Origin of the sequence: Sulfitobacter sp. 1A15299 (assembly GCF_043556915.1) — a bacterium.
In the GTDB taxonomy this organism is placed as follows: Bacteria; Pseudomonadota; Alphaproteobacteria; order Rhodobacterales; family Rhodobacteraceae; genus Sulfitobacter.
This window is the reverse complement of record NZ_JBIFFJ010000005.1, coordinates 84,151-100,816: the sequence shown is the minus strand read 5'-3', so window position 1 is coordinate 100,816 and position 16,666 is coordinate 84,151. Positions and strand designations below refer to the sequence as shown.

The 16,666-nt window shown below is 63.6% G+C and carries 16 protein-coding genes; 1 reads left to right on the top strand and 15 read right to left on the bottom strand.

Going from position 1 to position 16,666, the window contains the following annotated elements:
* Positions 1-108: 108 nt before the first annotated feature.
* On the top strand, positions 109-1,605 hold the full coding sequence (locus ACGYK7_RS08750) for an aldehyde dehydrogenase family protein (protein WP_394401103.1): 1,497 nt from the start codon (positions 109-111) through the stop codon (positions 1,603-1,605).
* 49 nt (positions 1,606-1,654) lie between these two features.
* Here the strand turns inward: ACGYK7_RS08750 and ACGYK7_RS08745 are convergent, their stop codons facing one another.
* From ACGYK7_RS08745 to ACGYK7_RS08675, 15 genes are all read right to left on the bottom strand, one after another.
* Positions 1,655-2,938, bottom strand: a complete 1,284-nt coding sequence (locus ACGYK7_RS08745; RefSeq protein ID WP_394401101.1) for a TRAP transporter large permease — start codon at positions 2,936-2,938, stop codon at positions 1,655-1,657.
* Complete coding sequence (locus ACGYK7_RS08740; RefSeq protein WP_394401099.1) at positions 2,931-3,449, bottom strand: TRAP transporter small permease; 519 nt, start codon at positions 3,447-3,449, stop codon at positions 2,931-2,933. The genes ACGYK7_RS08745 and ACGYK7_RS08740 overlap by 8 nt, the downstream gene beginning before the upstream one ends.
* Positions 3,450-3,515: 66 nt before the next feature.
* Entirely contained in the window at positions 3,516-4,499 is a 984-nt protein-coding gene (locus tag ACGYK7_RS08735) for a TRAP transporter substrate-binding protein (RefSeq protein ID WP_394401097.1), read from the bottom strand.
* A gap of 115 nt (positions 4,500-4,614) precedes the next feature.
* Complete coding sequence (locus ACGYK7_RS08730; protein ID WP_394401095.1) at positions 4,615-5,520, bottom strand: HAD-IIA family hydrolase; 906 nt, start codon at positions 5,518-5,520, stop codon at positions 4,615-4,617.
* Positions 5,517-6,326 (bottom strand): phosphonate ABC transporter, permease protein PhnE, encoded by an 810-nt coding sequence (gene phnE / locus ACGYK7_RS08725; protein WP_394401093.1) that lies wholly within the window; start codon positions 6,324-6,326, stop codon positions 5,517-5,519. Before phnE (ACGYK7_RS08725) ends, ACGYK7_RS08730 begins: the two co-directional genes overlap by 4 nt.
* Positions 6,323-7,117 carry a phosphonate ABC transporter, permease protein PhnE gene (gene phnE / locus ACGYK7_RS08720; RefSeq protein WP_394401091.1) on the bottom strand — a complete coding sequence of 265 codons (795 nt, stop codon included), beginning with the start codon at positions 7,115-7,117 and terminating at the stop codon, positions 6,323-6,325. The genes phnE (ACGYK7_RS08725) and phnE (ACGYK7_RS08720) overlap by 4 nt, the downstream gene beginning before the upstream one ends.
* Complete coding sequence (phnC, locus tag ACGYK7_RS08715) at positions 7,114-7,887, bottom strand: phosphonate ABC transporter ATP-binding protein (RefSeq protein WP_394401089.1); 774 nt, start codon at positions 7,885-7,887, stop codon at positions 7,114-7,116. The genes phnE (ACGYK7_RS08720) and phnC overlap by 4 nt, the downstream gene beginning before the upstream one ends.
* Positions 7,888-7,942: 55 nt before the next feature.
* Positions 7,943-8,923, bottom strand: a complete 981-nt coding sequence (gene phnD, locus ACGYK7_RS08710) for a phosphate/phosphite/phosphonate ABC transporter substrate-binding protein (RefSeq protein ID WP_394401086.1) — start codon at positions 8,921-8,923, stop codon at positions 7,943-7,945.
* 188 nt (positions 8,924-9,111) lie between these two features.
* Positions 9,112-9,825: a FadR/GntR family transcriptional regulator gene (locus tag ACGYK7_RS08705; RefSeq protein WP_394401083.1), complete on the bottom strand. Its 714-nt coding sequence runs from the start codon at positions 9,823-9,825 to the stop codon at positions 9,112-9,114.
* Complete coding sequence (locus ACGYK7_RS08700; RefSeq protein ID WP_394401081.1) at positions 9,822-10,664, bottom strand: sulfite exporter TauE/SafE family protein; 843 nt, start codon at positions 10,662-10,664, stop codon at positions 9,822-9,824. Before ACGYK7_RS08700 ends, ACGYK7_RS08705 begins: the two co-directional genes overlap by 4 nt.
* Positions 10,665-10,668: 4 nt before the next feature.
* Positions 10,669-11,430, bottom strand: a complete 762-nt coding sequence (locus ACGYK7_RS08695) for a DUF1028 domain-containing protein (protein ID WP_394401079.1) — start codon at positions 11,428-11,430, stop codon at positions 10,669-10,671.
* A 3-nt stretch (positions 11,431-11,433) separates the two neighbouring features.
* Positions 11,434-13,227: a gamma-glutamyltransferase family protein gene (locus ACGYK7_RS08690; RefSeq protein WP_394401076.1), complete on the bottom strand. Its 1,794-nt coding sequence runs from the start codon at positions 13,225-13,227 to the stop codon at positions 11,434-11,436.
* 11 nt (positions 13,228-13,238) lie between these two features.
* Entirely contained in the window at positions 13,239-14,138 is a 900-nt protein-coding gene (locus tag ACGYK7_RS08685) for an ABC transporter permease (protein ID WP_394401074.1), read from the bottom strand.
* Positions 14,138-15,082, bottom strand: coding sequence for an ABC transporter permease (locus tag ACGYK7_RS08680; RefSeq protein ID WP_067264018.1), 945 nt, complete (start codon positions 15,080-15,082; stop codon positions 14,138-14,140). Before ACGYK7_RS08680 ends, ACGYK7_RS08685 begins: the two co-directional genes overlap by 1 nt.
* Positions 15,083-15,148: 66 nt before the next feature.
* Positions 15,149-16,663 carry an ABC transporter substrate-binding protein gene (locus ACGYK7_RS08675; RefSeq protein ID WP_394401071.1) on the bottom strand — a complete coding sequence of 505 codons (1,515 nt, stop codon included), beginning with the start codon at positions 16,661-16,663 and terminating at the stop codon, positions 15,149-15,151.
* Positions 16,664-16,666: the final 3 nt, after the last annotated feature.

Sequence of the window (16,666 nt, the reverse complement as noted above, 5' to 3'; positions counted from 1 at the left end):
CACGGTGCAACGCGGCAGGGCCGGATTTTCTTGGTCAAACAGGGCTTTGTATATTTGAAACCGACAGTTCGATTGATAGGAATGGCGCATTCATGGAATGAGGCTGAAATGACTTTGACCCGCGACCCCCACCAGATTGCCGAAACGCTTTACCATGGGCAGTTTTGCCCGATGTTCATCGACGGTCAGGACGTGCCCGCCTACTCCGGCGCGGTGATCGAGGTGACCGATCCCGCCTCTGGCCGCAAGCTGGCGGAGGTGCCGCGCGGCGGGGCGCGGGATGTCGATCTGGCCGTGGATGCCGCGCGCCGGGCCTTTGAGGGGGTCTGGTCCACCTTCACGCCCTACGACCGGCAGGAGGTGCTGTTGCGCATCGCCGATGTGATGGAGCGGGATTGGGAAAAGCTCTGCATCTCCGACACCGCCGACATGGGGCTGCCGCTGGCGCGGACATTGGGCAACAAGCGGCGGGTGATCGGGATGCTGCGCTTCTACGCCGGGCAAGCGGTGGCGCTGCATGGCGACGTGATCGAAAACTCGATCTCGCAGTCGATGCTGTCCTTCACCACGCGCGAGCCGGTCGGCGTGGTGGGCGCGATCATCCCTTGGAACGCGCCCACTGCCGCCTCTATCTGGAAGATCGCGCCCGCGCTGGCCACGGGCTGCACCGTGGTACTGAAACCTTCGGAAGACGCGCCGCTGACGCCGCTGATGATCGCGCGGCTGATGCAGGAGGCGGGCGTGCCCGACGGCGTGGTCAACGTGGTCACCGGCACCGGGCGCGAGGCCGGGGCGCGGCTGGCGGAACATCCGGATGTTAACAAGGTGGTCTTCACCGGCTCGACCGCGACTGGCAAGACCATCGCGCGGGCCGGGGTGGAAAACCTCAAACGGATCACGCTGGAGCTTGGCGGCAAGTCGCCGCTGATCATCTGCAAGGATGCCGACCTCGACAAGGCGGTGCCGGTGGCGGCGATGGCGGTCTATGCGCATTCGGGGCAGATCTGCATCGCCGGCTCGCGGCTTTTCGTGGCGCGGGAGATTCAGGATGAGTTTATCGAGAAACTGGCCGCCTTCGCGCGCGGGCTGAGGATCGGCCATGGCCTCGACGAAGGCACCGATCTGGGGCCGCTGATCAACGCTGTGCAGACTGAAAAGGTCGAGGGCTATATCGCCAAGGGCAAGGCCGAGGGCGCGCGGCTGGTCACAGGCGGCGGCAGGCCCGAGGGGGCGGGCTACGCGGGCGGCAACTTCCTCGAACCGGTGATCTTTGCCGATGTGACGGATGAGATGACCATCGCGAGGGAGGAGATTTTCGGCCCCGTGATCTCGGTCCTGCCCTTCGACACGATGGAAGAGGTGGTGACTCGCGCCAATGCCACGCCCTACGGGCTGGCGGCAGGGATCTTCACCCGCGATCTCGGGGTGGCGCATCGGACCGTGAAGAAGCTGAAGGCGGGTTCGGTTTGGGTGAACATGTACCACGCGATCGACCCGGCGGTGCCCTTTGGCGGGCTGAAGATGTCGGGCTACGGCAAGGAGGGCGGGGTGGAGCACCTGCAGGCGTATTTGGATACCAAGGCGGTTTGGATCCAGACCGAGTAAGGACAAGCTCAGCGCGGCGCCGCCCGGTCTGATGCCGGGCGGTAAATTGCTAAAAACCGCTGACCTTTGGCAGCCATGTCGAAATTGCTGGCACAAACGTCAGCAACATCAACACGACGAAATTCGCCAAAAAGAACGGCGGCATCTCACGGATTAAGGCAGCGGGCTTCAGGTTCACCGCCGAGGAGACCACGAAGATCAGGCTCCCCACCGGCGGCGTGGTCAGCCCCAGCGTCAGGTTCACGATCACCACGATAGCGAAATGATCCGGCGCGATGCCGAGCGCGTGGCTGATCGGCGCGAGGATCGGCACGAGGATCATCACCCCCGGCAGCGGATCCATGAACAGACCAAAGAGCAGCAGCAGCACGTTCACCGCCAAGAGAAACAGGATCGGCGAAAGCTCCCAGGCGATGATCGTCTCGGCCAGAAACTGCGGCACGCCTTCGATCACCAAGACCCATGCAAAGGCCCGCGCGGCCCCAAGGATCAGCAGCACCGCGGATGAGATCAGTGCCGCGCGCAGGATCAGCCCCGGCAGATCGCGCAGGCGCAGGGCGCGGTAGACGAAGAACCCGCAAAACAGCGCATAGAACACCGCGATGACCGACGCTTCGGTCGGGGTGAAAATGCCCCCCCGGATGCCGCCAACGATCAGCACGATCAGCCCAAGCGCGGGCAGCGCCATCAGGCTGTTGCGCCACATCTGCGCCCGGTCGGGCCGGGCCTCATCGCTGCGGTAATCGCGTTTCCAACTGACCCAACCATTGGCGGCAAGGCTCCCTGCGGCAAGCAACAGCCCCGGGATGACACCTGCCATGAACAGCGATCCGACCGAGACTTCCTGATCCTGCAAAGCGTAGATGATCATCACGATCGACGGCGGGATGATCGGCCCCACCACTGCCGAAGAAATTGTCAGCGCCCCGGCGTAGGAGCGGTCATAGCCGCCTTTCTCCATCATGCGGATCATCATCGCCCCCGGCCCCGCCGCATCGGCCAGCGCCGAGCCGGAGATGCCTGCGAACATCGTCGAAGAGATCACATTGGCATAGCCCAACCCCCCGCGCAGATGGCCCACGAACTGTGCGGCAAAGCGCAAAAGCGTGTGGGTGATCGCCCCGCCGGTCATGATTTCGGCGGCGAGGATGAAGAAGGGCACGGCCAGCAGCGGGAAACTGTCGAGGCCAGAGAACATCTCTTTCACCACCACGATCTGCGGGTAGGAACTACCCAAACCGATGGCCGCGAAGACGGAAATGGCCATGGCAAAGGCGACGGGCAGCCCCAGCAGCATGAGCACGAAAAGCGAGATAAAGAGGATCTCAGCCATTGGCAGCTCCCGGCATGTTTTCGGTCTGACCTTCGGGCTGGTGATAGTGGCCGGCCATGATGAAGGGCCGCGCGATCAGCAACAGATGTACGATCAACAGCGTGAACCCGACCGGCATGGCAGCATAGACATAGCGGAACGACAGGCGCATCGCCGGGGTCATCTGATACTGCGCGCGCTGCATATAGTCCCAGCCGACTTTGACCATGAAGGCAAAGAAGAACAGCAAAATCAAAACGATGACCCCGCGCAGAATGCGTTGCATTCGGGTGTTCATCACATCATGCAGATTGGTGATGGCCACATGGCCGCCCTGCCGCAGGGCAAGGCCAGCCCCCAGAAAGGCCATCCAAATCATCAGGTAACGGGCGGATTCATCGGACCACGACAGCGAATGGTTGGTGCTGAACCGCAGGGCGACATTGGCCCCTACGACCAAGACCATCCCCGTCAAACAGGCGATCACCACGGCGGCGTTCACCTTGACGAATAGCTGTTCCAATCTGCGCATGGTTTCCCTCCCGTGCAAAACGGCCGGAAGCGCTGCTCCCGGCCGTCCGTCTTTACGTCGCGGCGCTTACTCGGTCGCGGCGATCTGGTCGATCAGCTCTTTGCCGTAGGTCTCGTAGTAACCCTCATAAGCGCTTTCGATGGAGGCGCGGAAGGCGGCCTTCTGGTCTTCGCTCAGCTCGTTCACTTCCATGCCGCGCTCTTTCAGCGTCTCGACACCGCTTTGCTCTACGTCATCGACAAAGGCGCGCATCGCTGTGACAGCCTCGGTCGCGCCTTTCTCGAAGGCGGCCTTGTCCTCATCCGATAGACCTTCCCAGAAGGGTTTGGAGACCAGCAGCATGGCGGGCGAATAGACGTGGCCCGAAAGCGTCAGGTACTTCTGCACCTCGTCGAGCTTGACCGAAACGATCACCGACAGCGGGTTTTCCTGCCCGTCGATGGTGCCCTGCTGGAGCGAGCTGATCACCTCGGGCCAGGCCATCGGGGTGGGGGCGGCGCCAGCGGCGTTGAAGGCTTCGAGGTGCACCGGGTTTTCCATGGTGCGCAGCTTCATGCCCGCGATGTCTTCGGGTGTTTCGATGGCGTTGCGGTTGTTGGTGATGTGGCGGAAACCCTGTTCGCCCCAGGCCAAGGCCACCAGGCCCGCGCCGTCGAACTCGGCCAAGATGTCCTGACCGATCGGCCCGTCGAGCACGCGGCGCGCGTGGTCAAGGCTGCGGAACAGGAAGGGGATGTCGGTCACGCCGGTGGCGGGGACAAAGTTGCTCAGCGTGCCGGTGGAGACGATGGTCGCCTCGACTGTGCCCAGTTGCAGGCCTTCGACGACCTCGCGCTCACCGCCCAAGCCCGAGGAGGGGAAATGGCGGAAGCTGAACTTGCCATCCGTCTCGGCCTCGACCACCTCTTCCCACTTCTGCGCCGCGACGCCGTAATGGCTGTCGGGAGCAAGGGCATAGCCGATCTTGACTTCGGTCTCCGCGCTCAGGGCTCCTCCGGTGAGCGCGGCCACAGTGGCGAAAATTGCCGTGGGCTTGGTGATTTTGAACATTTTGTATCCTCCAGCGATCTTATTAACAAGGTCATGAAAACTGCTAGCGGTGGACGTTCAGAATGGCAATGGGGAAGGGGCGCTTTGTGGACAATGAATCCACAGTAAAGCGCCGCTAAATTCCCGTGACGATATGATCGGGCGCGATGCCTGAGCCTTGGATCGCTGCGCCGACCTCCAACCCCAAGAGGGAGCCGTGGCTGGTGACCAGTGCCGTGGCGAAACCCGCCTGCGCCCCGCCGAGGATATCCGTGTGCAGCGTGTCGCCAACCATCAGCACGCGCGCCGGATCGACGGGCTTTGCCCGCGCGAGGGCCAAGTCGAAGATATCGGGAAAGGGCTTGCCGCAGAAATGCACCGCCACGCCGGTCGCGTCGATCAGGCGATGCGCGAACCAGCCGGGTTCGAGCGATAGACCATCCTCACGCGGGGCGACAAGATCGGGGTTGCCGACGAAGACGGGCCGGGGCTGGCGTTTCAGACTGGCCTCCAGCAGGGCTTGCCGCGCCTCTGTCCACCCATCCGCCCCGACCAGGAGGAACCCTTCGGCCCGGTCATAGACTGTCGGATCATCCGTCAGAGGGGTCGCGCCGAGATCGGCGATCTCTCCCATGTCCTTGTCGGGGTTCAGCATCACGCCCCAGCGGCGCGGAGGTTCTTCCGCGACGCGGTGCAACAGCGCCTCGCGGCTGGTGACCACCTCGTCGGCTGCGAAGTCAAATCCAAGTCGCGCGTAGCGGTCCATCATATGCGCCTTGGGATAGGCGGCGGAATTGCTGACGACCATGACCGATTTGCCCATCTCGCGCAGGGCCGCGATGGTCTGCGCGGCCCCCTTGATCGCGGTTTCGCCGACGTTCAGCACGCCGTAGGCGTCGAACAGGATCAACTCATAGGGCGCGACGATATCGAGGAAACGGGCGGCCTGTGCCCCATGGCCGAACTTGTCGCAAGCCGGCAGGCGGGGGCGCAGGCGCTGGTATTCGGCCAGCGCCTGCGCGGGATCTATGGCGACACTCACAGGATGCGGCGGCGCAGGAAGGCCGAGATCACCTCGCCGATGATCACCAGAACGATGATCGCGATGAGGATCGTGGCGACCTCGGGCCAGTTGAAGGTGTCGATCGCGCCCTGCAGGATGATCCCGATGCCGCCTGCGCCGACGAGGCCCAGAACGGTGGATTCGCGCAGGTTGATGTCCCACCGCAGGATCGAGACCGCCCAGAAGGTCGGCATCACCTGCGGCACGATGGCATAGGCGATGACCTTGAACCGCGAGGCGCCGGTGGCCTCGAGTGCCTCGACGGGGCGGCGGTCGATCTCCTCGATTGCCTCCCCCAGAAGCTTGCCAATGAAGCCGATGGAGCGGAACATGATCGCGAGGATGCCCGCCACCACGCCGGGGCCGAAGATCGCCACGAAGAGCAGCGCCCAGATGATCGTGTTCACCGACCGCGAGGTCACGAGGATCAGCCGCCCGAGCCAGAGCGTGGCCCGGTTGGGCGTTGTGTTCTGCGCCGCGATATAGGCCACCGGCAGCGACATCAGCACCGCGAAGGTGGTGGCGAAAGTGGCGATGTTCACCGTATCCCAAAGCACTTTCAGGATGGTCTCGAGGTTGCTGGGGTCGGGCGGATACATGCGGCCGAAGAGGTCGCCGATCTGCTCGGGCGCGCCCCAGACCCAGGCCCAGATGACCTCGATCGAAGTGAGCGCCCAGGCGATGGTGAGCGCGCAGCCAAGAAGCACGCCGTAGCGCGTCAAGCGCTGGCGCAGGGTGAAACGGGTCCAGTCGTCGCGGCCGAATTTCTCTGCAATCGTCGTCATTGGATGCGCTTTCTGATCACGCCGCTGACGGCTTCGGAGAGGAGGATGACACCGACGATGACCATGGTGATGGCCAGCGCGAAGTCGTAGTCATAGCGGCCGAAGGCATTGGCGAGCGTCGCGCCGATGCCGCCCGCGCCGACGATGCCCACCACCGCCGAGGCCCGCAGGTTGCTGTCGAGCTGGTAGATCGTGAGGCCGATCTGGCGCGGCATGATCTGGGGAAAGATCGCGTAGATCAGGGTCGAGAAGTAGGGCGCACCGGCGGCACGCATCGCTTCGACCTGGCCGAAGTCGATCTCCTCGATCCGTTCGGCCAGCATCTTGGCGACGAAGCCGATGGAATAGACGATCAGCGTCAGCACGCCTGCGAAGGGGCCGAAACCCACGGCCTTGACGAAGAGGATGGCGACGATGACCGGGTGAAAGCTGCGCGCCACGATGATGATGGCGCGGCCGAGGTAGAAGATCGGCTTCGGCGCCACGTTGCGCGCGGACATAAAGGCGATCGGGATCGACAAAAGCACGCCGCCCGCGGTGGCGAGGATGGCGATTTTGAGGCTCTCAAGAAAGCCGTCGATCAACAGGCTCGAGCGTTCGAAACTGGGCGGGAAGGCGCCGCCGAAAATGCGCCCGGCGCGGCCCAGCCCTTCGGCCACGCGGTTCCAGTCAATCGGCATGGTCAGACCGACCCAGCCGAAATAGGCCACCGCGCCCAAGATCACCGCCCACCGCAGCACCGGGTTGGCGATGAAGGGCGGCTTTTTCCAACTGTCCCGTGGCGCGCTCATGCCGCAGCCCCATCTTTGGCGCGGTCCGCATGGGGGCTGCCCGCGTAAATCTGGTCCATCGCCGCTTGGTCGAGCTTGGCGGGTTCGTCGTCAAAGATGATCCGGCCATAGCGCATGCCGACGATACGGTCGGTGTATTCTTTGGCCTCGGTCACGTTGTGGATGTTGATCAGCACCGGCAGTTTCAGCTCACCGGCCAGATCACGCAGAAGCCCCATGATCTGCTCCGAGGTCTTGGGGTCGAGCGAGGCGGTCGGCTCGTCGGCCAGCAGGATGTCGGGGTCCTGCATCAGGGCGCGGACCACGCCGACGCGCTGGCGTTCGCCGCCCGAAAGCTGGTCGGCGCGGGTGTTGGCATATTGCGCGATGCCGACGCGCTCCATCAGCTCATAGGCGCGGCGGATGTCGGCCTTGGGATAGCGGCGGGTCACGGCGGCCCATGTCGAGATATAGCCGAGGCGACCCGATTGCACGTTCTCCATCACCGTGAGACGGTCGACGAGGTTGAAGCCCTGAAACACCATGCCAATCTTGCGCCGCGCGGCGCGCAGGTTGCGGCCCCGCAGGTTGGTGAGTTCGGTGCCGTTGAGCATGATCGACCCCGAGGTCGGCTCCACCAGTCGGTTGATGCAGCGCAGCAGCGTCGATTTACCCGCGCCGGAGGAACCGATGATCGAAACGACGCTTTCGCCCTCGATGGTCAGGTCGAGGTTCTTCAGCACCGGATCACCGCTGCCATAGCGTTTCACGAGGTCGGAAATTTTCAGCATGTATTGTACCTTGAACGTGGGGCCGGCGTCAGCGCCGGCCCCCGGTGTTGCACGATTATTCAGCCGCGAGGCCCTGCGGCGTGTACTCGACACCGTTCGCCTTCTGAATTTGACGGATCACCGCCCACTGGTCTTTGTAGGTGATCGGGATGAACTTGCTCACGCCGGCGAATTCCTCGCCCAAAGCAGTGCCTTCAAAGTCGAAGGAGAAGAAGGCTTCCTTGATCTTTTCCTTCAGTTCGGGCGCGAGGTCATGGGCCACGCCGTAGGAGGTTGTCGGGAAGGGATCGCTTTCCCAGACGATGCGCACGTCCTCGGGGTCGTAAAGACCGCGCTCGGCCATGCGGTCGACCACTTCGGAGGCCACCGGGGCCGCGTCATAGTCGCCCGCGACGACGCCCAGCATGGATTGGTCGTGGCTGCCCGAATAGGTCACTTCGTAGTCCTGATCCGGCACCACGCCGAGATCGGGGAACAGCGCGCGCGGCGCCTGGTTGCCGGAGTTGGAGGTGGGCGAGGTATGCGCGATCCGCTTGCCGGCGAGATCCTTCATCTCCTTGATGTCGCTGTCGGCCTGCGTGTAGACCTGCAGCTTGTAGCCGAACTGGCCGTCATCCGCGCCCATGATGGCAAAGGGCTCGACCCCCGCGAGGTTCACGGCGAAGGGCGTGGGACCGGTGGAGAAACCGGCGATATGCAGGCGGCCCGAGCGCATCGCCTCGACCTCGGCGGAGTTCGACTGCACGGCGAAGAACTGCACGTCCTTGCCGGTCACATCCTCAAGATGCTCGATGAAGGGGGTCCAGATGTCCTCGTAGATCGCGGGGTCTTCGACGGGGGTATAGGCGAAAACCAGTGTCGACGGGTCTTTCAGCATATCGGGATCGGTCGGCGCATCGGCGACAAGATCGCCATCCGCGTCGCAGAACATTTTATCCAAGGCGCCGCGCTCGCAATCCTCTTGCGCGAAGGCAAGGCTGCCCGTCAGTGTGAAGGCCGCGGTAAGACCTGCGGCGAATAGGTATTTATGAGACATTGCGTTCTCCTCCCTGAGAATCCGCGCATCTGGCGCGAAATACAATAATGCGCAGATACGAACATCGAACAGTTTCGTTTGCAAGCTGTTCCGGCGCGTGGGCAGAGGAATTTGTCACAATGCTGTAACATATCCGGCCAGAAGGCGGTGACGGCCCGCGCGTGATTTAACCCGTCGAAACGGCGGCTTCAGAGATCGAGTTCGATCTTGCGCACCCGGTCGCGCAGCAGGGTCTTGGAAACGGTCAGCAGATGCTGCTCCATCGCGGCGGCAGCGCCGAGCGTGTCGCGCCGGGCGATGGCGTCGATCAGGGTCATGTGCTGCTCGCCCAGAACCTGCAGCGTTTCGGGGGCGTGATAGGTGCGGCGGCGCGAGGTCCATGCCACTTCGCGGCGCACCGCGCGGATGGACTCGTAGACCGTAAGGAACAGCGGATTTCGCGCCATCTCGGCGATCTTGTAGTGGAACATGTCGTCCGCCGCTTCATAGGCGTCGGGATCACTGAGGTTCAGCGTGGCGCGCATCAACTGGTCCAGCCGCTCGATCTCTTGCGGGCGGGCGCGGTCGGCGGCGAGGGCGGCAAGGGCCGGTTCGACCTCAAGCCGCACTTCCATCACGTCGCTTGGGGTGACCTGCCGTGCGAGGTGGCGCAGGCTGTCGGCATTGGTCGCGGGGGGCGGTGTGGCGAAAGTGCCTTGGCCGTGGCGGCGGTAGATCGTGCCGTCCTCTTGCAAAAGGCCAAGCGCCAGCCGCAGCCGCGCCCGGCTCACGCCGAAATGCTCGGCCAACGCCCGTTCGGGCGGCATCCGCCCGTCGTTCAGGATGTCCCCTTGGCGGATCGCTCCGCGCAGCCGCTCGGCCAATTCATCTTCACTTGGGGCGGACTGGGGGGGCTGTGTCATGAGTTGGAAAACGCTTCAAATAAATCAATGAACATACGCAGAGAGGTTATCATCAGGAAAATTCCAAAGGCAAACCGAAGCGCCCGGCGCGGGATGCTATGGGCCAGTTTCACACCCACATGGGCAAAGCTGGAAGTGAGCGGAATGATGATGGCCGCCGCCGCGAGGTTCACATAGCCAAGCGAGAAGGGCGGCAGCCCCTCGGCGCCGAGGCCCGTAAGCGCATAGACCACCGCACCCGGCAGGCCAATAATGAAACCGATCGCGGCAGAGGTGCCCACGGCGCGGCGGATGTCATAGCCCAGAAAGTTCAACAGCGGCACCCCAATGGTGCCGCCCCCGATGCCCATCATCGCCGACAGCCCGCCGGTGACGACGCCCAAGATCGCCCAGATCGGTTTGGCAAAGCCGCGCGGTGTGGGGTCATTTTTGGTCTTGCGGAAGATCATGTCGAGCGCGACGATGGCGGCCACGGTGGCAAAGACGCCAACAAGGATCAGCCCCGAAACATAGCCCCCCAGAAGCGCACCGATCACGACGCCGATCAACAGCGACGGCGCCCAGAGTTTCAACAGGTCCATATCAATCGCGCCGCGTTTGAAGTGACCATAGCCCGAGGACAGCGAGGTAAAGACGATTGTCGCAAGCGAGGTGCCCACCGCCACCTGCATGGTGATCGCCGGATCCATCCCCGCCGTCGACAGCGCGAGATAAAGCGCGGGCACAATCACGATACCGCCGCCAACACCAAGCAGCCCCGCAAGGATGCCGCCAAAGACACCGGCGGATACCGCAATGGCAAGAAGGGGCAGAAGCTGGCCGAAATCGAGCGCGTTCATATGGTTACTCTTTCTTTGTCTCTGAATCTGTCGCCAGCGACCGGCTGGGCTTGCCCGCCGCCTTGCGGGCCTCTTCGGCGCGGGTGATCGCCGCATCAATCGGCCCGCGGTCGGAGGTGCCCGAAAAATTGTCGAGGCTCGGCATCGCTTCGGCCACATGGAGATAGCGCTCTCCGGCGACCTCGAGCAGCCGGTCAAGCTCACTCAGCGGGTCGCCATGGTCGTCGACGCGAAGGTCGAGATAGGCGTGGTCTTGACCGCGGTGGATCACCAGCCCCGCCGCTTGCCGCCCGCGCATGTCGCCGCCCGCCTCTTCGCCCGCGCGCATGGCAGCGAGCAGGCGTTCGGCCATCGGCAGATCATGGCGCGCGGCGTAGGTCTCGAACGTGGCCTCCACCACCTCCGGCCCGGTCAGCATATTGCCCGCGACGGAGTGCATGGTCCCCACACGGTGCCCGGCCCAATCGACACAGCCCGCGCCGGTATGTGCGGCGAAATTCCCTTGGGCGTCGAGCATGTGGCACTGGCGAATGTCCCGCCCCGCGTCGCGGGCGGCGAATTCCTTCAGCAGTGCTTCGGCCCGCTCCCCGCTTTCCAACATGCGCCGGCCTTCGGTCCCCCAGAGCGGGTTGACGAAAGCCTGCGTGGCCACGGCGACGCGCCGCCCGATGTAGGGCACGGCGGCACCGCAGGCGAAAAAGCGGCTGGCCACGGCGATGCCGATCTCTTGGCTGTCGGGGTCACGGGCGATGATGGAATAGGTCATGGGTCAGCGTCCTACGGCATAGGCCTGCATCAGGCGGGGGGTCGCGGCGGCGTGAAGGCTGCCATCGGGATTGCGCAGCGCGGCGGTCATCCGCCCCACCGACCACGGCTCGGCCACGGTGACGATATGCCCCCGGGCGCGCAGCGCGTCGATCACCGCAGGGCCGACATTGGGCTCGATCATCATCTCGCCCGGCAGGGCTTGGCGGGGGAAGAAACTGCTTTGGAAGTGCAGCGTGTGGAACAGCGGCGCGTCCATCCCCTCTTGCAGGTCGAGGCCGTGGTGCACGAAACGCAGGAACCAGATCAACTGCCATTGGTCCTGCTGGTCGCCACCCGGCGTGCCAAAGACCAGCTGCCGCCCATCGGCATGTTCGGCGAAAGAGGGGGTCAGCGTGGTGCGCGGACGCCGTCCGGGGGCGAGGGAGGTGGGCAGGCCCCGCTCAAGCCAGAACATCTGCGCGCGGGAGTTCAGTGGAAAGCCCAAGCCCGGCACCACCGGATTGCTCTGCAACCACCCGCCCGAGGGCGTGGCCGAGACCATATTGCCCCAGCGGTCAATCACATCGAGATGCACGGTATCGCCGCGTTTCTCGGTCAAATGCGCCATCGTTGGCTCTTGCGGGGCGGCGTTCTGAACGCCGAAATCACGGGCCGCGCGTTCGATATAGCGCTCGGCCAGATGCTCCAACCCCGCGATCACGCCGGGGCGTTGCTCAAGCGATGCCTTGCCGTTGACCAGCTTCGCGCGTTCCGCGTTATAGGCATCCGAGAGCAGTTCTTCCATCGGGATGATGCTCTGTTCGGGGTCGCCATAATAGGCCTCGCGGTCGGCATAGGCGAGTTTCATCGCCTCGATCACCGTATGGGTAAAGGAGGCGCCCATCGGGTCCATCGCGGCCAGATCGAAATGTTTGAGGATGGCGAGGGTCTGCAGGAACACCGGCCCTTGCGACCATGCGTGGGTCTTATGCACCGTCCAGCCGTGGTATTCGTAGGTTAGCGTGTCTTCGTAGCTGGCCTGCCACTTGGCCATGTCCTCGCGCGCCAGAAGGGCGCTGTTCTTTTGCTCGGACACATCATGCACGCAGGCGTCTTCGAGGTAGTCGAAAATCGCATCGGCCACGAAACCTTCGGACCAGATTTTCCGCGCCGCTTCGATCTGCGCGCTGCGGTCTTCGCCTTTGGCTTCGGCCTCGCTGACCAAACGCTCATAGGTCGCGGCCAGATCGGGGTTCTTGAAATTGGCGTTCGGCTCGGGCGCCGCGCCGCCGGGCGTCCAGACCGCGGCGGAACTCGGCCATTCGGCGGCGAAATATTCGGCCAGCCCCTTGATGGTGTTCGACACGCGCGGCAGCACCGGATGCCCGTCGCGGGCATAGTCGATCGCCGGTTGCATCACCTCGCGCAGACCCATGGTGCCATGATCGCGCAGCATCAGCATCCAGCCGTCAAACGCACCGGGCACCACCGTCGACAAAAGACCCGAACCGGGGATCAGTTTCAGCCCGAGTCCCTCGAAATGCTCCAGTTTGGCGGCGGCGGGGCTGACCCCTTGGGCGCAGACAACTTTGGTTGCCTGTTTCTCCGCGTCGTGAAAGATGATCGGCAGGTCGCCCGCCGGGCCGTTCAAATGCGGCTCGACCACTTGCAGGACAAAGCCCGCGGCGACAGCGGCGTCAAAGGCGTTGCCGCCTTTTTCAAGGATGCCGAACCCCACGGTCGAGGCGATCCAATGGGTCGAGGTGGTGACACCAAAGGAGCCGCGGATCTCGGGGCGGGTGGTGAAGGGGGTCATGTCGTCTCCGGTCAGTGTTCGCGTGGGTCGAGCGCGTCGCGCAGCCCGTCGCCCAGAAGGTTGAAGCCAAGCACGACCATGAAGATCGCGATGCCGGGCCAAAGCGCCATCCAAGGCGCCTGATTGAGGAAGTTCTTCGCCGTGTTCAGCATCGACCCCCAAGAGGGCGCAGGCGGCTGCTGGCCAAGGCCGAGGAAAGAGAGCGACGCCTCGGCGATGATGGCGGTGGCGACGGTCAGCGTGGCCTGCACCAACACGGGCGGCAGCACGTTGGGGAAGATATAGCGGCGCAGGATGCGCGGCGTGCTCAGGCCAATGGCGCGGGCGCTTTCGACGTAATCCTCGGCGGCGACGCTCAGCACCTGACCGCGGGTCAGGCGGATGAAGATCGGCGTGGCCGAGATGCCGATGGCGATCATCGCGTTGGTCAGGCTCGGCCCGAGGAAGGCGGCAAGGGCGATGGCGAGGATCAGGAAGGGTGCCGCAAGCAATGCTTCGGTGCAGCGTGAGATCACCGCGTCGGTCCAGCCTCCGAAATAGCCCGCAACGATGCCCAAAGGCACGCCGAGCCCAAGCGCGATGGCGACCGAGACGACCCCGGCCAGCAGGGAGGCCTGCGCCCCCCAGACCAGACGGCTCAGCACATCGCGGCCCAACTCATCGGTGCCCATCCAATGCGCCGCCGAAGGCCCTTTGCGCACCGCGCCCCAATCTGTGGCGGCGGGGTCGGGGATGGGCAGCAGCGGCGCCAAAATCGCAATGGCGCAGAAGAAGACCACCAGCACGCCGCCCAGCATGGCGCTGCGATGGGTGCGGAACTTCTTCCAAACCCGGTTTTCCGGGCGGGCAGAGAGGACCGGATCGGCGGCGCTTTCCGCGTCGATGGTAATAGGTGTGGCGGGTTGAGCCATTATTGCTTCCTCAGGCGGGGGTTCAGCAGCACATAGGCGACATCGGCGAGCAGGTTCATGAAGATGAATCCGACGGCGGTGACGAGGACGATGCCTTGGACCACGGCGTAGTCGCGGTTGAACACGGCATCGACCACCAGCTTGCCAAAGCCGGGGATGGTGAAAATCTGTTCGGTCAGCACCGCGCCCGCGATCAACTCACCAAACAGCAGGGCGGTGAGGGTCACGATCGGCGTCAGCGCGTTGCGAAAGGCGTGTTTCAGGATCACCCGCCGTTCGACCAGACCCTTGGCGCGGGCGGTGCGGACGTAGTCGCTGCTGAGCACGCTCAGCATGGCCGACCGGGTGTGGCGCATCAGCGTCGCAGCGAGCGCCGTACCCAGCACGAAGGCGGGCATGATCATCACGGTGATGGAGCGGATGGGGTCTTCGCTCAGCGGCACATAGCCCGAGGCGGGCAGCAGCTTCCATTTCACCGAGACCAGCAGGATCAGCATGATGCCGAGCCAGAAGTTCGGGATCGACAGGCCCGAAAGCGCCACCACATTGGCCACATAATCGGTCACGGTGCCCTTCTTCACGGCAGAGAAGATGCCCGCGGGCACGCCGATCAGCAGGGCAAAGATCATCGCCATCGTGGCCAGTTGGATGGTCACGGGCAGTTTCTCTCCGATCAGTTCCAGCACCGGCTGGTTGGTGCGCAGCGAAATGCCCAAGTCACCGGTCAGCGCGTTGCCGATCCAAGTGAAATATTGCACCGGGATCGGGTCGTTCAGACGGTATTTCTCGCGCAGGAATTCCAGCACCTGCGGGTCGCGTTCTTCGCCGGCCATGGCCAGCACCGGGTCGCCCGGCAGCAGCTTTTGCAAGGTGAAGACAAAGACCGAGATCAGGATGATCGTCGGGATCGCGATCACCAGACGGCGCAGGATGAAGGACAGCATTTTGAAACGTCTCGCTCAGGGGAGGGGCACCGCCGGGACCGGCCCGGCGGTGCGGATGCAGAAGGGTTAGCCTTCTTCTTTTTTCATGCCTGCAAGGCGGATCATGCCGTCAGGATAGGGGGTGAAACCGGTGATGTCGGAATCCAGCGCCCAGATCCATGTCTGGTGGTAGAGGTACACGATCGGCATCTCTTCGTTCAGGATGGCGCGCGCTGCGGTATAGCTCTCGCGGCGCACGTCTTGGTCGTTGGACTTGCGCGCCTTGTCGAGCAGCGCATCCACTTCCGGGTTCGAGAACTTGGAATCGTTGATCCCGCCCTCGGTGGTCATGAACTGGTGGATGTTGCCATCGGGGTCCACACGGCCCGACCACCCGATCTGGCTTGCCTGATAGTCACCCGCCGATTGGTCGGCCAGCAGCGTCGCGAATTCCTTGGAGGTGATCGAGATGTTGATCCCCGCCTCGGCTGCCATGGATTGCACGACCTGCATCAGTTGCAGCGGGATCGTGGTGTTGGGCACCTGCACCTCAAGGTCGATGCCATCGGCAAAACCGGCTTCGGCCAGCAGTTCCTTCGCCTTTTCCACGTCACGTTCAGGCACGGGATAGTCGGTGCTGTACCAAGGGGAGTTCGGCGGGAAGGGCTGGTTGCCCGCGGCGAAGGCACCGTTGAAGACGACCTGATTGATCGCCTCGCGGTCGATCGCATAGCTCAGTGCCTGACGCAGACGTTTGTCGTTGCCCCATGGGTTGTCGCCCTTTTCGCCATTGGCGACGTTGATCGTGATGCCCTGATAGCCGAGCGACACGGCGCTTTCGACATTGATGCTGTCGTCGCCTTCTGCCTGCGCAAGGTCGGTCGCAGCCAGACGCTCCAGCATGTCGATGTCACCTGATTGCAGGTTCGCCAGACGCACGGTGGTATCGGGGATCGGCAGATAGGTGACGGTGTCGAAGTGGTATTCCTCGGCGTCGTAATAGTCGGCGAATTTCTCAAGCACGATGCGGTCTTGGGCCACACGCTCTTTGAACTGGTAGGGGCCGGAGCAGACCGGGTTCAGGCCAAAGTCATCGCCCGCAGCCTCGGCGGCGGTGGGTGAGACCATCATGCCCGCGCGGTCGGCGAATTGCGCCATCAGCGTGGCATCGGCATCGGCGAGATCAAAGCGGATTTCATGGCTGCCCAGCACTTCGACGCCGGTGATGGAGGAAAGCTCGGACTTGCGGCGCGACGTTTCCATGTTTTGGCTGCGGTCGATGTTGGCGGCCACGGCCTCGGCATCGAAGGGCGTGCCATCGTGGAAGACCGCATCGTCGCGCAGTTTCATGGTCAGCTGTTTGCCATCTTCGGAAAAGGACCATTCGGTCGCCAACTGCGGGATGATTTCAAGATCTGGCGTGATGTCCACCAGCTTGTCGCAAAGCGAGGCATAGACGATGCGGCCGACGAAGGTGCGCGACTGGTCGGGGTCCAGCACATCCGCGTCCGATTGCAGCGCGATGCGCAGGTCAGCCGCCTGCGCGCCGAGGGTCGTGGCCCCAAGCAATGCAGCGGCAAGTGTCATTTTGGTCAGTGTCATGTC

Bases quoted from the DNA above. Each gene is read 5' to 3' on its own strand.
- ACGYK7_RS08750 (WP_394401103.1), top strand. From the start codon at position 109: ATGACTTTGACCCGCGACCCCCACCAGATTGCCGAAACGCTTTACCAT.
- ACGYK7_RS08745 (WP_394401101.1), bottom strand. From the start codon at position 2,938: ATGGCTGAGATCCTCTTTATCTCGCTTTTCGTGCTCATGCTGCTGGGG.
- ACGYK7_RS08740 (WP_394401099.1), bottom strand. From the start codon at position 3,449: ATGCGCAGATTGGAACAGCTATTCGTCAAGGTGAACGCCGCCGTGGTG.
- ACGYK7_RS08735 (WP_394401097.1), bottom strand. From the start codon at position 4,499: ATGTTCAAAATCACCAAGCCCACGGCAATTTTCGCCACTGTGGCCGCG.
- phnE (WP_394401093.1), bottom strand. From the start codon at position 6,326: ATGACGACGATTGCAGAGAAATTCGGCCGCGACGACTGGACCCGTTTC.
- phnE (WP_394401091.1), bottom strand. From the start codon at position 7,117: ATGAGCGCGCCACGGGACAGTTGGAAAAAGCCGCCCTTCATCGCCAAC.
- phnC (WP_394401089.1), bottom strand. From the start codon at position 7,887: ATGCTGAAAATTTCCGACCTCGTGAAACGCTATGGCAGCGGTGATCCG.
- phnD (WP_394401086.1), bottom strand. From the start codon at position 8,923: ATGTCTCATAAATACCTATTCGCCGCAGGTCTTACCGCGGCCTTCACA.
- ACGYK7_RS08705 (WP_394401083.1), bottom strand. From the start codon at position 9,825: ATGACACAGCCCCCCCAGTCCGCCCCAAGTGAAGATGAATTGGCCGAG.
- ACGYK7_RS08700 (WP_394401081.1), bottom strand. From the start codon at position 10,664: ATGAACGCGCTCGATTTCGGCCAGCTTCTGCCCCTTCTTGCCATTGCG.
- ACGYK7_RS08695 (WP_394401079.1), bottom strand. From the start codon at position 11,430: ATGACCTATTCCATCATCGCCCGTGACCCCGACAGCCAAGAGATCGGC.
- ACGYK7_RS08690 (WP_394401076.1), bottom strand. From the start codon at position 13,227: ATGACCCCCTTCACCACCCGCCCCGAGATCCGCGGCTCCTTTGGTGTC.
- ACGYK7_RS08685 (WP_394401074.1), bottom strand. From the start codon at position 14,138: ATGGCTCAACCCGCCACACCTATTACCATCGACGCGGAAAGCGCCGCC.
- ACGYK7_RS08680 (WP_067264018.1), bottom strand. From the start codon at position 15,082: ATGCTGTCCTTCATCCTGCGCCGTCTGGTGATCGCGATCCCGACGATC.
- ACGYK7_RS08675 (WP_394401071.1), bottom strand. From the start codon at position 16,663: ATGACACTGACCAAAATGACACTTGCCGCTGCATTGCTTGGGGCCACG.